16 protein-coding genes and 1 riboswitch are annotated in these 14,462 nt (G+C 69.3%); of the genes, 9 read left to right on the top strand and 7 right to left on the bottom strand.

The window, feature by feature from the left end; genetic code table 11:
• Positions 1-3 precede the first annotated feature (3 nt).
• The 4 genes from AB0I21_RS35625 to AB0I21_RS35610 all read left to right on the top strand — a co-directional run bounded on the left by AB0I21_RS35625 (position 4) and on the right by AB0I21_RS35610 (position 4,995).
• Positions 4-1,287: a DUF4407 domain-containing protein gene (locus tag AB0I21_RS35625; RefSeq protein WP_360567846.1), complete on the top strand. Its 1,284-nt coding sequence runs from the start codon at positions 4-6 to the stop codon at positions 1,285-1,287.
• Positions 1,284-2,267, top strand: coding sequence for a tetratricopeptide repeat protein (locus tag AB0I21_RS35620; protein ID WP_360567845.1), 984 nt, complete (start codon positions 1,284-1,286; stop codon positions 2,265-2,267). Before AB0I21_RS35625 ends, AB0I21_RS35620 begins: the two co-directional genes overlap by 4 nt.
• A gap of 839 nt (positions 2,268-3,106) precedes the next feature.
• Entirely contained in the window at positions 3,107-3,868 is a 762-nt protein-coding gene (locus AB0I21_RS35615) for an RNA ligase family protein (protein WP_360567844.1), read from the top strand.
• Complete coding sequence (locus AB0I21_RS35610) at positions 3,865-4,995, top strand: AAA family ATPase (protein WP_360567842.1); 1,131 nt, start codon at positions 3,865-3,867, stop codon at positions 4,993-4,995. Before AB0I21_RS35615 ends, AB0I21_RS35610 begins: the two co-directional genes overlap by 4 nt.
• Here AB0I21_RS35610 and AB0I21_RS35605 read toward each other — a convergent pair.
• From AB0I21_RS35605 to AB0I21_RS35595, 3 genes are all read right to left on the bottom strand, one after another.
• Positions 4,985-5,719, bottom strand: coding sequence for a hypothetical protein (locus AB0I21_RS35605; protein ID WP_360567841.1), 735 nt, complete (start codon positions 5,717-5,719; stop codon positions 4,985-4,987). The genes AB0I21_RS35610 and AB0I21_RS35605 overlap by 11 nt on opposite strands.
• 81 nt (positions 5,720-5,800) lie before the next feature.
• The gene (locus AB0I21_RS35600; protein WP_360567840.1) at positions 5,801-6,079 is read right to left on the bottom strand and encodes a hypothetical protein; all 279 of its coding nucleotides are present in this window, start codon (positions 6,077-6,079) and stop codon (positions 5,801-5,803) included.
• Between the two features lie 29 nt (positions 6,080-6,108).
• Positions 6,109-6,390 (bottom strand): hypothetical protein, encoded by a 282-nt coding sequence (locus tag AB0I21_RS35595; protein WP_360567839.1) that lies wholly within the window; start codon positions 6,388-6,390, stop codon positions 6,109-6,111.
• Positions 6,391-6,535: 145 nt separating this feature from the next.
• On the opposite strand from AB0I21_RS35595, the gene AB0I21_RS35590 reads away from it, so the two are divergent.
• From AB0I21_RS35590 to AB0I21_RS35580, 3 genes are read left to right on the top strand one after another with little or no spacing between them, the layout of a single operon-like run.
• Complete coding sequence (locus AB0I21_RS35590; RefSeq protein WP_360567837.1) at positions 6,536-7,579, top strand: phosphatase domain-containing protein; 1,044 nt, start codon at positions 6,536-6,538, stop codon at positions 7,577-7,579.
• 40 nt (positions 7,580-7,619) lie between these two features.
• A complete protein-coding gene (locus AB0I21_RS35585) occupies positions 7,620-8,060 on the top strand; it encodes a MarR family transcriptional regulator (protein WP_344501099.1) in 441 nt (146 codons plus the stop codon).
• The gene (locus AB0I21_RS35580) at positions 8,057-8,449 is read left to right on the top strand and encodes a hypothetical protein (RefSeq protein WP_360567835.1); all 393 of its coding nucleotides are present in this window, start codon (positions 8,057-8,059) and stop codon (positions 8,447-8,449) included. The genes AB0I21_RS35585 and AB0I21_RS35580 overlap by 4 nt, the downstream gene beginning before the upstream one ends.
• Positions 8,450-8,453: 4 nt before the next feature.
• On the opposite strand, the gene AB0I21_RS35575 is transcribed toward AB0I21_RS35580, so the two are convergent.
• Positions 8,454-9,392, bottom strand: coding sequence for an exopolyphosphatase (locus AB0I21_RS35575; RefSeq protein WP_360567833.1), 939 nt, complete (start codon positions 9,390-9,392; stop codon positions 8,454-8,456).
• 97 nt (positions 9,393-9,489) lie between these two features.
• Positions 9,490-10,506, bottom strand: coding sequence for a hypothetical protein (locus AB0I21_RS35570; protein ID WP_360567831.1), 1,017 nt, complete (start codon positions 10,504-10,506; stop codon positions 9,490-9,492).
• Positions 10,507-10,515: 9 nt separating this feature from the next.
• Positions 10,516-10,652, bottom strand: a riboswitch (cyclic di-AMP (ydaO/yuaA leader).
• A gap of 388 nt (positions 10,653-11,040) precedes the next feature.
• Between AB0I21_RS35570 and AB0I21_RS35565 the strand changes: the two genes are divergently transcribed.
• Entirely contained in the window at positions 11,041-12,159 is a 1,119-nt protein-coding gene (locus AB0I21_RS35565) for a glycoside hydrolase family 19 protein (RefSeq protein ID WP_344501104.1), read from the top strand.
• A gap of 60 nt (positions 12,160-12,219) precedes the next feature.
• On the opposite strand, the gene AB0I21_RS35560 is transcribed toward AB0I21_RS35565, so the two are convergent.
• On the bottom strand, positions 12,220-13,545 hold the full coding sequence (locus AB0I21_RS35560) for an NAD(P)/FAD-dependent oxidoreductase (RefSeq protein ID WP_344501105.1): 1,326 nt from the start codon (positions 13,543-13,545) through the stop codon (positions 12,220-12,222).
• Positions 13,546-13,642: 97 nt separating this feature from the next.
• The gene (locus AB0I21_RS35555; RefSeq protein ID WP_360567828.1) at positions 13,643-14,149 is read right to left on the bottom strand and encodes a DinB family protein; all 507 of its coding nucleotides are present in this window, start codon (positions 14,147-14,149) and stop codon (positions 13,643-13,645) included.
• A 117-nt stretch (positions 14,150-14,266) separates the two neighbouring features.
• Between AB0I21_RS35555 and AB0I21_RS35550 the strand changes: the two genes are divergently transcribed.
• On the top strand, positions 14,267-14,462 hold a 196-nt coding region (locus AB0I21_RS35550), incomplete at its 3' end, for a hypothetical protein (RefSeq protein ID WP_360567827.1).

Here is a 14,462-nt window from a genome sequence, read left to right as displayed (position 1 = left end):
CCGATGCAGCGGTCCTTTCTCTGGCTGTCGGGCGCGGACGAAGATGTCCTGAGAAACTGCGCCACACTTCACAGATCCGAACGCATGAGGTTCGCCGGAATCGGCGCGCTCGTGCTGGTTCCCGCCATTCTCGGCAGCCTCGGAATGGCGTACGCACTGTCGTTGATCACAGACCTGGCATCCTTGTGCCTCGGAGGCGGCACCGTCTGGGGGTTGATCGTCCTGGCGATCGACCGGTACCTGGTCTCGACGATGCACAAATCCGAGGTCCGGCACTGGGTCAGCACCACGGTGACGGCGCTCCTGCGGCTCATCTTCGCGCTGGTCGTCGGGACCGCAGTCGCGCACCCGCTGTCACTGCTGTGGTTCGAGGACAGCATCACCCAGACGATCGACGAGCACCGCAGGACCACCGTCGCAACCCGGGTAGACCTCGCCGACGCGGATGTCGACGCGGTGCCGGAGGTCGAGTCGACGGCCGCACCCCTGCAGGAGGCGCGCGACAAGCAGGTCGCGCAGAAGGAATGCCTGGTCAAATTGCAGACCTACGAGCAGAGCAACGCACTGAGCAAGGAGACCGGGTGCGGCATCTCATCCGGGCGGGCGGGCTGCGGGAGCAACTGTGTGCGGCTCGGCACACGAATCGACGACGTCCAGCAGGAAATCAGGATCCTTGACGAAAAGATCGCCGCGGCACAGAAGGTCGACGCCGCAGCGGAGCTGATCCGGCAGCAGAGGATCGAAGAGATCCGTGGACGGTCGAAGGCCGACATCGCCGCGATCGAGGCCACGTTCAGCGATGACTACCTGGCCAGAGTCGCCGCCCTCGCGGAGTTGGAGCGCAAGGACCCGCAGGTACGGCTGGTATCGCTATTTCTGATCGGGCTGTTCGTGCTCGTCGACGTCATGCCGATGACGATGAAATTGGCTACCCCCATGGGACAGTACGAACGGGTCCGGGACACCGCCGTCATGCGCGGCATCCACGCGGAACAGGCGAAGCGGGAGGCGATCCCGCAGATCGAGCTGGCCGTCGCCGAGTTGTACGCCGACGCCGAGAAGCTGATGACCGAGATGAACGTGCTGACCCGGGTCTCGGTCGACGTGCTCGGCGCCTGGCAGCAGCACTGCGCAGCGGTCGAGGAGCAGGTTCGGCTGGTCCGTCAGCGCACCCCGAGCGGCCAGGAACTTGCCGCCGAGGGGAGGATCCTTGACATCCGCAAGGTTGACGAGCAAGCCTGGAATTCGATCGTTGCCCATACCATGGCGTTCGTGAGACGCCCATGAACGACGTGCCGGGACACATCGTCCTCGACCCGTTTGCGGCGGCTGCGTGGCTCGACACTACCCCCGATGCCACCGATCCTCTGGTCGTGGTAGCAACCGCACGTAACCAGCAACCAGCGTGGCAGCGCCTGACCGAGTACTACCTACGCGCTGCCGAACGAGCTGATACGGCGATCACTCCGGACCGGTACCGGATGCCGCTCGATCTGGCGCACAACCATGCGGTGCCGGACGAACTCAGCGACTACCGCGTAGCACTGCAGTGGCTGAACCGTGAGCGCGGCAACCTCGTCTCCGTATGCCTGGCCGCGCAGCGGCACGGCCTGGACGCCAGGTGCTGGCAACTCGCCTACACCCTGCGAGGCTACTACTATCTGGCCAAGCCGATGTGTGACTGGCTCACCACCCATTGGGCCGCGCTGGCCGCCACCCGACGGATCGGCGACGCGAGGGCCGAGGCGTCCACCCGTACGAACCTCGGCCTGGCGTACCTGGAGCTCGGCAGGCTCGACGCAGCGGGCCGGCAGTACCGGACAGCAATTGGCCTGGCCGCAGGCGCGGGCGACCACCACGGCGCGGCGACCGCCCAGGCCAACCATGCCTGGCTGCGGTTCTCGCAGGGCCGGTTCGCCCAATTCCTCATTGAGATCGCGCCGTCGCATGCCTTCTACACGCAGCACGGGCTGCGCCGGAACGCGGCCATAACCCTGCGCGGCATCGGCTTGGCAGAGGGGCACCTCGGCCGACTCGACGACGCGGTCACCCACCTGCACGAAGCATTGACCGAGTTCGTCGAACTCGATCTGCGGCTCGACACAGCGATGACGCTCAACGCCCTGGGCGACTCCTACCGCCAGGCCGGCGCCATGACCGAGGCGGCAGCTGCGTACCGACTGGCAACCGCCGCCGCCCACACCTGCGGCAGCGCCTACGAGCAGGCACGAGGCAAACGCGGACTGATGAGCGTCACCACGCGCTGACAACCTGCCGACGCAATCACGGGGGCCGGAACTCGCCGGAGTCCCGGCCCACCGGACGAGTTCGACGGCGCGGGCGCGGCGGCGTTGGTTGAGGGCGTCGACCTCGCGGAGGAAGGCGACGGCCTGGCTGACGCCGAGCTCGCCTGCGGATCGATGGAAGGGTGGTCCGGCAGATGTTGAGGAATCGTTGGGTGAGGTAGGACGGGTGCAACGGCCGGCCGTCAACGCGGGTGAACACGTAGCCGCTGGCCTGCCAGGCTCTGCCGGCGGCGAGTCGTTCGAGGCGTTGTCGGCGGGCGTGCTCGCGGAGCGCTCGGACAGTGTGCCGGTCCAGGGCAACGACCCGGCGGCTGGCAGCGCTCTTCGGCGGACCTTGGAGAATCCTGTAGGCCGACGCAGGTGAGCTGCTGGGCGATGGTCATCGTGCCGTGCTCGAGGTCGACGTCGCGCCAGCGCAGCCCGAACACCCTGATCGAGGACATCCGCCGCAACGGGCATGAGGGCATCGGCCGGCGCGCGTTCCGACTCCGGTGGGCTGCGGCCGGCGGACCTGTGCCACCGCGGGCGCCGTGCCAGGTCACGGCGGACGGTGCGCCGGGCCGGGCTCTGAGGCGCGCGCTCACGGAGGCGATGGAAGCCTTGTGGCACAGGCACGCTGACGCACTGCGAGGAGCAAGCGTGTCGAGTGCGGCCGTGACGAACAGTTAGGCCCAGTGACGGGTCTTGAGGGGGTGCGGGTGGAGCGCAGCTCCCCCGATGGGGAGCACGGCGGAGCCGTGCGCGGGGCACAGCGCGAAAACTGGTGTCGGTGGTTTGGGGCGGTCCGCTACAACGGTCAGGTGCTGCGCAAGTATCCGAGAACGCCTCACCTGCAGGGGTCCCGTCTGCAGCCGGGCGACCATGACCTGGCCCAGGTGCCGTTCGCGGAGCTGGTGGGGCGGGAGCTCGTCGTGGAGGAGAAGCTCGACGGGGCGAACTGTGCGGTCAGCTTCGATGCCAGTGGGGAGATGTTGCTGCAGTCCCGTGGGCACTACCTCACCGGCGGGCCGCGGGAGAAGCAGTTCGGGCCGTTGAAGGCGTGGGCCGCGACCGTCCGGTTCCTGTTGCAGCCGGTCCTGACCGACCGGTACGTCATGTACGGCGAGTGGCTCTACGCCAAGCACACCGTCTTCTACGACGCGCTGCCGCACCACTTCTGCGAGTTCGACGTGTTCGACCGGGAGACGGAGACGTTCCTGTCGACCGTGCGGCGCCGTGAGCTGCTCGAAGGGCTGCCCGTCAGCTCCGTGCCCGTGCTGCGCACCGGCCGCTTCGGCAAGCTCGCCGAGCTGACCGCGCTCGTCGGGCCCTCGACCTGCCGCACGCCGGGGTGGCGTGACGCGCTGCGCGAGGCCGCGGTCGCCGGCGGTGCCGACCCCGACCAGGTCGTCAAGGAGACCGACATGTCCGAGGACATGGAGGGGCTGTACCTGAAGCTGGAGTCCGCCGACGCGGTGCTCGGCCGGTACAAGTGGGTGCGGCCGAGCTTCCACACCGCGATCCTCGACTCCGGCAGCCACTGGCAGGACCGGCCGATCGTCGCCAACCGGGTCGGCGCGTGAACGGCTTCGAGCGGCTGTGCCCGGACGGTCCCGGGTGGACGGTGCCGTGGGACGCGGTCCGCGCCGAGTTCGACTGGGTCCGGCGGATGGACGGTGTGCCGCAGGACGCCGTGCACCACGCGGAGGGTGACGTCGCCACCCACACGCGGCTGGCGTGCGAGGCCCTCGCCGCGCTGCCGGCGTGGCGGGAGCGCCCGCGGGACGAGCGGGTCCGGCTCTTCGCCGCGGTCCTGCTGCACGACGCGGCGAAGCCGTTCTGCACCCAGGTCGAGGAGGACGGGCGGATCACCGCCCACGGCCACTCGCGGCGCGGCGACCTCATCGCGCGGCGGGTGTTGTGGGAGGCGGGCGTGCCGATCGCCTGGCGGGAGCATGTCGCCGCGCTGATCCGCCACCACCAGGTGCCGTTCTGGGCCCTGGAGCGGCCGCGCGGCGAGCTCGACCGGATCGTCCACCGGGTCAGCCTGCTGGCCCGCAACGACGACCTGGGGCTGCTGGCCACCGCCGACATCCTCGGCCGCGTCTGCGCCGACCAGGCCGGGATGCTCGACAACGTCGGGCTCTTCCTCCAGTACACCGGCGACGACGACTGCCTGGACAAGCCCCGGAGCTTCCCGTCGGACCACGCCCGCTTCACCTACTTCCGCAATCCGCTGCGGGAGGCGGACTACGCGGCCTACGACGACACCAGGGTGACCGTCACCGTCATGTCGGGGCTGCCCGGCTCCGGCAAGGACCACTGGATCGCGGCGAACCGTCCGGGCATGGCCGTCGTCAGCCTCGACGACTGGCGCGAGCGGCTCGGCGTCCAGCCCACCGGCGACCAGGGCCCGGTGATCGCCGCCGCGACCGACCAGGCCAAGGTGCTGCTGCGGGCGGGCACGCCGTTCGTCTGGAACGCCACCAACCTCACCCGCCAGCTGCGTGCCCGCTGCATCGGGCTGGTCGCCGACTACGGCGGCCGGGTCGAGATCGTCAGCGTCGAGGCGCCGCCCGACGTGATGCGCCGCCGCAACCGGGCCCGCCCGCGTCCGGTGCCGGACGGCGTGATCGACCGGATGGTGGGGCGCTGGGAGCTGCCCGACCCCACTGAGGCGCACCGGGTCGACTGGGTGCTCAACGCCTGATGTTGGATGCCGAGGTGATGCGCTGGCGCTGCATCGCGAGGGCCTGCAGGGCGGAGGAGCGCACCAGCAGCAGCGGGTTGAGCGGCTCGTTGGCCGCGATGGGCTGGGCGTAGGGGCGGTTCCCCACCGACCAGCCGTCGTGCAGGTCGTACTCGACGGAGAAGCTGCGGTCGCGGGCCTTCGAGTAGTCCAGCAGGATGCCGGGGCCGAGCGCCCGGGTCGCGACCTCGCCGGCCATGTGCGGGATCGGCGAGAAGAAGAACGCGACCTTCGGGATCGGCTGGAACAGGTCCACGTCGATCAGGTCGAAGATGCCGACGGGCTGGTACATGCCGTGCGTGTCATGGATGCACAGGCCGGCGCCGAGCTCCATCCGCCCGGTGTTGTCGATCTCCATGTGGCCGGCCGGCCCGCCCGGTGTCACGATGCCGGCGCCGTCGTTGCCGGAGACCGTGAGGACGCTGCCCAGCGGCGCCGGGTAGTTGTGCGTCGGCACGATCTTCGTGCTCGGTGCCATGCCCTGGTGGCGCGCCGTGAACATGGAGTAGGTCTCCTGCCACGTCAGTTCGAGGTGGCGTTCGAGGTAGTGGACCGAGAGCCAGATCGTGGGGACGCCGCTCGCCGAGGTGGCGATCGCGTGGAGGCCGAAGAGCGCGAAGTGGTGGTCGCGCAGCTGATCGATCGTGGCCTCGTTCATGTCGATCGTGAGTTTGTGCTGCTCCACGGCAGTCCTCCAAGGTCCGGCGGCGGTTGGTCCTCAGTGTGGAGCGGCTGCGTTGCACAATCGGGGCAATTCGCGAAATAGCTACGCGTTTTGCGCGGCGGTGATAACGACTCGGGCGGCCTGCTCCAGTTCGGCCCGGTCGGGCGCGAAGGCGTCGGCGATGTCCGGGTGAAGGCTCGATTTCGCGACCTCCAGCAACCGGGCGGCGACCTCGTCGGCGGACTCGCCGTGGTAGTCCTGCTCGACGATCTCGGCGGCGCGCTGCAACGCCGAGCTCAGCTGGGCTTCGAGAGGCTCCTGCAGCTTCTGCGCCGCCGGGCTGAGCTGAGCGTCGTCCAGAGAGACGTGAAGTTCCTGCATGCCCGCGCGTTACCCATGTCGCTCGATTTTCACGCGCTGCGCGTCAGCAGCGGCATCGACCTGGGTGCGTTGCGCCGGACGGGGTAGGTCGAACGGACCATCGCCAGCGCCCACGCCATCCGCGCGACGGCGGTGTCCGGGTGGTCGCCGAACTCGCCCGCGACCTGCGTCGCGCAGCCCTGGATGCCGACCCGCCGCAGCGTGGTCGCCACCGCGGTGCGGATCTCGTCCCGCCTGGGTGCCTGGGAGCACTGCAGGTTGGAAACGAACAGTGCCTCGGCTCGTACTGCCTCGAATGTCGTGGTTGCCATCTCGACCCCTTGAAGGTGTGTTCCTGATAACACCAACGCTAGAAGCGAACAGGGGGTTCAGGCTCCCGGATTTATGCCACGGTCGCGGAATTGTCACCGTACGTGTGCTGGTGCGGCGGGGTTGGTGCTGTGACAGGGTGATCCAGTGTCGTTGACCCCATCAGGTCCGGTCCGCCTGCACCGCGCCGCGCGCATCGAGGACGCCTTCCACGACGTGCTGGAGCGGCGGCTCCGGCTGCGCGGGTGGAAGGTCGCCGTCACCCCGTACACCGGCTACGGCGGCCCAGGCTGGGTCCGCGTCCTCGGCCGGGTCCTGCTGGCCCGCCTGGACCCGAAGCCCGGCAGGCGCCTCAAGAAGTTGCGTGGCTGGCGCTCGTTCACCGCCGTCTCCGTGGCCGACGCGCCCGTGCGGATCACGGCCGGGGGGCGCACCTGCGAGGTCCGCTGCGACCGTGGCGGCTTCATCGACACCGTCATCGAGGCCGACCTGGCCCCGGGCTGGGCGACGGTCACGCTGGAGAGCGAGGACAGCGCCCCGGTCGAGGCGCCGGTGAGGATCATCGACCCCTCCGTCCGCTTCGGCATCGTGTCCGACGTCGACGACACCGTCATGGTCACGACGCTGCCCCGCCCGCTGCTCGCCGCGTGGAACACGTTCGTCCTCGACGAGCACGCCCGGGCCTCCGTGCCGGGGATGGCCGTCCTGTACGAGCGGCTGGTCAACGCCAACCCCGGCGCTCCGGTCTTCTACCTCTCCACCGGCGCCTGGAACGTGGCGGCGACGCTCACCCGGTTCCTGTCCCGGCACCTGTACCCGGCGGGCCCGCTCCTGCTGACCGACTGGGGGCCGCAGCCCGACCGGTTCTTCCGCAGCGGCCAGGCGCACAAGCGGGCGTCGCTGGCGCGGCTCGCCTCGGAGTTCCCCGACATCCGGTGGCTGCTCGTCGGCGACGACGGGCAGCACGACCCCGAGATCTACGCGGAGTTCGTCGCCGAGCACCCCGACAGCGTCGCGGCGGTCGCGATCCGGCACCTCTCGCCGACCCAGGCCGTCCTCGCCGGCGGCCTCCCGACCCCGGTCGGCAGCACCCGCCGCCTGCCCTCCTCCGCGGACGCCGCGCAGCGCTGGCTGCGCGCCCCCGACGGCGCCGGCCTGTGGCGCCTGCTGCGCGACACGGAGCTGCTGTAGTTAGTAGCCATGGCTACTATTGCCATGTACAGTTTCTGGCATGAGTCCTACACCCGGGTTCCTGGTCTGGCGGCTGTCCATGAAGTGGAAGGTCGCCGTGGACCGGGCACTGGCACCGCTGGGGCTCACGCACGCGCAGTATTCGCTGCTGGCCACCCTGTATGGCCTGCAGCACGACCCGCGCAGCGCCGAGCTGCCCAGCCAGCGGCGGCTCGCCGACCACACCGGCCTCGAGGCGCTGTACGTCTCGAAGCTCGCCCGGACCCTGGAGTCGGCCGGCCTGCTCGACCGGCTCCCCGACCCCGCGGACACCCGCGCCGTGCAGCTGCGGCTCACCGACCGCGGCCGCTCGGTCAGCGCCGAGGCCGTCGGCATCGTCCGTGAGCTCATGGCGGAGCTGCTCGCGCCGCTGCCCGCCGATCGCCAGGCCGCGTTCGTCGCGGACCTGCAAGCCCTCCTTCTGGAAAGAGGTCCGTCATGACCACCCTCAACGGGCGCATCCTCGGCCAGGCCGAGCGCGCCACCCGCGCCGTCCTCGACAGCCTGCTCGCCCGCTCCGGCACCACCTTCGAGCAGTGGGTCGCCGTCAACCTCACCGCCACCGGCCCGCTGACCCGCGACGAGCTGCTCGCGCAGATGTCGGCCGGCCTCCGGACCGACCCCGCCGGCCACGTCGACGCGGCGTTCGCGGCCGGCCTGCTGACCGGCGACGTCGCCCTCACCGACCTGGGCCGTTCGCGGTACGAGGAGATCAGCGCCGGGATCAACGCCATCACCGTGCAGATTTATGGTGATTTATCGCCAGAAGACCTCGACACGGCCGGTCGGGTCCTGCTGCACGTCACCGAGCGCGCCAACGCCCTGGTCTAGTTGCTCAGTTCCAGTTGCTCAGTGCCGCGGCGCGCGGAGCGCCGACCTTCGCGATGATGTCGGCCAGGACCCGCTCGGACTCGTCGTGCGGGACCTGGCAGGTGCCGGCCGCGAGGTGGCCGCCACCGCCGTACTGCAGCATCACCGAGCCGATGTCGGTCGGTGACGTGCGGTCGAGGATCGACTTACCCACCGCGAAGACGGTGTTGAGCTTCTGCTTGCCCCAGATCACGTGGATGGAGACCCGCGACTCGGGGAACAGCGCGTACACCATGAACCGGTTGCCGGCGTAGATCACCTCCTCGCCCCGGAGGTCCACGACGACAACGTCGCCCTCCAGGTGGCTCACCCGCCGCAGCTGGTCGACGAAGAGCTCCTGCTGCTCGCGGAACAGCTCCGCGCGCTCCGCCACGTCCGGCAGCGCCAGGATCTCCTCGACGTCCTGGTGGTCGATGCACGCGTCGATGAGCTGCATCATCAGCTGGTAGTTGGAGATCCGGAACTGCCGGAACCGGCCCAGTCCCGTGCGGCTGTCCATGAGGAAGTTCATCAGCGTCCAGCCGACCGGCTGCAGGATGTCGGTGATGTCGTACTGGGCGGAGTCCGCCTTGTCGACCGCTTCCATCAGCTCGTCGGACACGTTCGGGAACCGCGCGGCGCCGCCGAAGTGGTCGTAGATGACGCGGGCCGCCGACGGGGCCTCCGCGTCGATGATGTGGTTGGTCCGGTCGTCGCCCGCGTTGCGCAGCGTCTCCGAGTGGTGGTGGTCGAAGACGAGGTGTGCGCCGGGCGCGTAGGGCAGGTTCGTCAGGATGTCGTCGGGGCCGATGTCGACCGTGCCGTCCTGGACGTCTTTGGGGTGCACGAAGGTGATGTCGCCGATGAGGTCCAGGTGACGCAGCAGGACGGCGCACACCAGGCCGTCGAAGTCGCTGCGCGTCACGAGTCGGTGCTTCACTTCGGATCCCCTCACCCTGCGTCGGCCGGTCGACGGTTGCCCTATCGGCCGGCCGTACGCAGACGTGAGGTCTTGGCGGTGCTTACAGGAGCGAGAGGTGCACGTGGTTGGTGTGGTCGCTGGAGGGGTCTCCGCCCACGCCGCTGTAGTGGTGCCAGCCGACCGCGGGTGTCCACACCTGTTTGAACCAGATGACGTACATGACGCCGAGCCGGTCCGCGTTCTTCACGAAGTACGTCGCCAGGTTGGCCCCGTAGACCTTGTCCTCACCGGCGGCGACGCCACCGAAGCCCGACTTGGCCTGCACCGAGAAGTCGCACGCGCGGCCCTTCGGGTGCTCGTACGGCCCGCTCGGCCGGTAGCAGGACACGAACCGCTTGAAGCCCGCCGCCTGCGCCTGCTGCATCGCGTGCAGCGTGCGCATCGTGATGCAGCCGCTCGTGGTCGGGTCCTTCTGCTTGCACGACTCCGAGGACCAGCCGCCGCTGGCGTTGCGCGGCGACGGCTGCGCGAGCGGCAGGTTGGCCGACACGAAGCCGTTGCTCGGCCCGCCCGCCTGGGCCAGTCCCTTCTCGGCTTCCTTCTTCTTCGCGGCCATGACGGCGACCTGCTCCTGCTGGAGCTTGACCTCGCCCTCGAGCGCCGTCTTCTGCGCCGCCTGGTCCCGCTTCAGCTGGTTGAGCTCGCGCAGCAGGTTGTCGTTGTGGTGGGCGATCTCGTCGATCGAGCCGGCCCGCTCCGCGAAGCCGGTGGGGCTCCCGGAGTCCATCAGCACCACGAACGTGGTGAGCGGCCCCGTCCGGTACGCCGCGACGGCGATCGCCGACACCTGCTCGGTGACCCTGGCGAGGTTGGCCTCGGTCTGGGCGAGCTTGGCGGTCAGGTCCGCCTGGTTCTTCACCGAGGCGTCGTACTTGTCCTTGGCCTCGATCCACGCGCGCGTGCTCTCGTCGAGGACCTGGGCGAGGGACGCGTTGGATCCCTCGTCGCCCGTGTCGTCTCCCGGCTCGGCGGCGGCCGGAGTGGCGGCCATCCCGAAGAGGACGGCGGCCGTCATCAGGACGGCGATGATCCGCCGACCGGGATGTCGTGATGACATCTGGCTCGTTGTTCCTTCCGTCGGCCGCCGACCGGGTTAGCTGACGGGTTCGGGACGGAACGACCCCTACCGCGGTTGCCCGCGGATTCACCCCACTGTGCGGTTGGGTCCCCGATTCGCCGGTGTCGAGCCGGCGATTGGGCGGCAGTCGCGCCCGGCGCCGCGGGGGGCGGCGCCATGTCGGACGAGACCGACGGCCAGCCTACCCAGGGCGATCAGACCGCGCAGCGTACTGCCTGTCCGCCGCTGTGACGCACCTCTCGAAACCGCGCCGTCCAAGCAGGTCGCCTAAGCTTGCCGAAAGAATCTCGCGTGACGGAAATCACTCAACTGGCCTCACCCCGCCGGCAACGTTCTCGCCCGGGCGATTGTTTTACGCCACCCCGCGGTCACCCGGTGTCACCCCGAGTCACCTCAGAAAGGTGAGGTTAGGAGAACCGTAAAGATTCTTCATAAATCGATGTGATTGCTCCTGTACCGCGGTGGCGGCTGGTCGGATGGGGGCTCAGCGTCGATCTGAACGGAAGTGATCTGGTGTCCAGAGTGCGCCTGTGGGCGGGGCTCGCCGCGACCGCCGTCGTCGGTGGCGTCGTCGCCGTCTTCAACATGCTGCCGGCGTCGGCGGCCACCTGTGCGCCGGCGTGGCAGGCGTCGGCCGTGTACACCGGGGGTGCCACGGTGTCGCGGAACGGGCACAACTTCCTCGCCAAGTGGTGGACGCAGAACGAGGCGCCGCCCGGGAACACCGGCGTGTGGCAGGACCAGGGGTCGTGCGGCGGGAGCACGCCGCAGCCGCCGACGCAGACCGGGTCCGCGGGCGGGTGCAGCTTCCCGGCGTGGGTGCAGGGTCGCAACTACGTGACCGGTGACATCGTGAAGTTCACCGACGGTAAGTACTACATCGCCGAGCACGACAACCCGGGGTACAGCCCGACGATCAGCACCTGGTACTGGGACCCGTACACCTGCAACGGCGGAGGGGGCGGCACGACGCCGCCGCCGAACCCGACCACGAACCCGCCGTCGAACGGGGCGTTCGTCGTCAGCGAGGCCCAGTTCAACCAGATGTTCCCGAACCGGAACCCCTTCTACACGTACAACGGCCTGGTCGCGGCGCTGAACGCCTACCCGGCGTTCGCGAAGACGGGATCGGACGCCCAGCGCAAGCAGGAGGCGGCGGCGTTCCTCGCGAACGTGAACCACGAGACCGGCGGCCTGGTGTACATCGTGGAGCAGAACACCGCGAACTACCCGCACTACTGCGACACGAGCCAGCCGTACGGCTGCCCCGCCGGGCAGGCCGCGTACTACGGCCGCGGGCCGATCCAGCTCAGCTGGAACTTCAACTACAAGGCCGCCGGTGACGCGCTCGGCATCGACCTGCTGCGCAACCCGAACCTGGTGCAGACCGACCCGGCCGTGGCGATGAAGACCGCGCTCTGGTACTGGAACACGCAGACCGGCCCGGGCACGATGACGCCGCACAACGCGATGGTCAACGGCGCCGGGTTCGGCGAGACGATCCGCAGCATCAACGGCAGCCTCGAGTGCGGCGGGCGCAACCCGGCGCAGGTGCAGAGCCGGGTCGCGGCGTACCAGCGCTTCGTCGGCATCCTCGGCGTGGGCGTCGGAGCCGGCTCGCTCAGCTGCTAGTCGCCGAAGACCAGGAGGGCGCCCCGGGGAGTGGGGCGCCCTTCTCTTTTGTCCAAACGGTCACGGCAGGTGCTGGCGGTACTCCTGCAGCGCGCGGCGGGCGAAGACCTGCTGGAACGTGGCGACCCGCTCCGAGCGGCCGCGGCCGATGAAGCTGACGAACCAGTGCAGCACCGCGGTGACCCGGTTCTTGAAGCCGACCAGGTAGAGCAGGTGCACGGCGAGCCACATGAGCCAGCCGACGATCCCGGAGAAGTGCAGCTTGCCGACGCTCGCCACCGCCGAGAAGCGCGAGATCGTGGCCATGCTGCCCTTGTCGAAGTACTTGAACGGCTGACCGGTCGCCTCGCCGGCGAGCCGCTTCTTGATCTGGCCGGCGGCGTGGCGGCCGCTCTGGATCGCGACCTGCGCGACGCCCGGCAGCCGGTTGAGCGACATCATGTCGCCGATCGCGAAGATCTCCGGGTGGCCCGGCACGGTGCAGTCCGGCTCGACCTCCAGCCGTCCGGCCCGGTCGGTCGAGGCGCCCGTCGCCTTCGCCAGCTGCGTCGACAGCGACGGCGCGGCCACGCCCGCCGCCCAGATCTTCGTCATCGACTCGATCCGCTGCCGGCCGTTGCGCGTCTCGACCTCGATGCCGGTCTCGTCGACGTCGACGACCTTCGTGCCGAGCTCGACCTCGACGCCCATGGTGTGCAGCTGCCGCAGCGCCTTCGTCGACAGGTGGTCGCCGAAGCTCGACAGGACCGTGTCGAGCGCGTCGATCAGGATGATCCGCGCGTGCTTCGGGTCGATGTTGCGGTACTGCCCCGGCAGGTGCCGGTGGGCGAGCTCGGCGATCTGGCCGGCCATCTCGACGCCGGTCGGACCGGCGCCGACCACGACGAACGTCAGCCACCGCTCGATCGCGGCCGGGTCGGTCTCCAGCTCGGCGAGCTCGAACGCGCCGAAGATCCGCCCGCGCAGCTCCAGCGCGTCGTCGATGCTCTTCATGCCGGGCGCGTGCTCGGCGAACGCGTCGTTGCCGAAGTAGGACTGCGACGCGCCGGCGGCGACGATCAGCGAGTCGTACGGCACGGTGTAGCTGGTCCCGGGCGCGACCGCCGTGACGGTCCTCGCCTCCGGGTCGATCTCGGTGACGGTGCCGAGCAGCACCTTCGCGTTGTCCTGCCGCTTGAGGATCTCCCGGATCGGCGGCGCGATCTCGCCCTCCGACAGGATGCCGGTCGCCACCTGGTACAGCAGCGGCTGGAACAGGTGGTAGGCGGTGCCGTTGATCAGGGTGACGTCGACCGGCGCGTTCTTGAGCGCCTTGGTGGCGAACAGTCCGCCGAAGCCGGCGCCGACGATCACGACGCGGTGGCGTCCTTGTGCACGCTCGTCCATCTGTATCTCCCGATTGGGGTGTGGATCGTGCAGATCAAGTACACCACTCCCGGCGGGTGATGGCCGTGTGTCCTCCATGACGTTTCACGGCCCTCTGTCAGGGAATCAGTCCCCTCACGTAGGCCGCCTGGCCCACGTGCTGGGCGTCGTCGTCGAGGACGCTGACCAGCCGCACCCCGAGCGTCACCGGCGGGTCCCATCGCTCGTCGACGATCTGGTCGAGATCCTCTTCCGTGAGCTTCTCCAGCCACGCGATGGTCCGTGCCGACACCGCCTCGAAGTATTCGATCAACACGTCGGCGCTTTCCGGCTGTACCGCCTGGACCTGCGCGGCCGTGTGGCCGTAGCCGGTGTCGTGCTGGTCCTGCCGCAGCCCGAAGCGCGGGGCCCAGTCGCCGGTCACCCACAGCTGCTCGGCGCCGTTGATGCGCTCCGCGATGTGCTCGTCCTGGACCCGCGTCAGGTGCCAGACCAGCCACCCGACCGTGTTCGCGCCGGGCGCCGGCGCCCACCGCAGCTGCTCCGGGCTGAGCCCTTCGACCGCGGCCCTGACCAGATCAGGCAGTCGCCCGTACCCCTCGACGAGCAGTTCGTTCACCCGCACAGCAAGCTTCCCCTCGTGGCACGTTTCCGGGAGTTGACCTTCGACGAACGTCCGTAGTGTTCAGCACATCGCAAGAACGCAGCGAACACCACATAAACTTCCACAAAGGAGAACGACATGAGCGAGTACGGCGAGTTCGAGACCGGCGACCAGCACGAGTCCCTCGACCAGCTGCACGAGGTCGACGCCAACGAGAGCAACTACGACTCGCAGTTCGGCGTCTACGAGCAGGACCACGCGTCGGCCGAGAACACCAGCTTCGACCAGGGCCACCACATGTCCTACACCGACCCGAGCGGCGCGCAGTACGAGG

Origin of the sequence: Dactylosporangium sp. NPDC050588, from assembly GCF_040654975.1 — a bacterium.
In the GTDB taxonomy this organism is placed as follows: domain Bacteria; phylum Actinomycetota; class Actinomycetes; order Mycobacteriales; family Micromonosporaceae; genus Dactylosporangium; species Dactylosporangium maewongense.
Note: the sequence above shows the minus strand (reverse complement) of the source record. Positions and strands in the feature narration are given on the sequence as shown.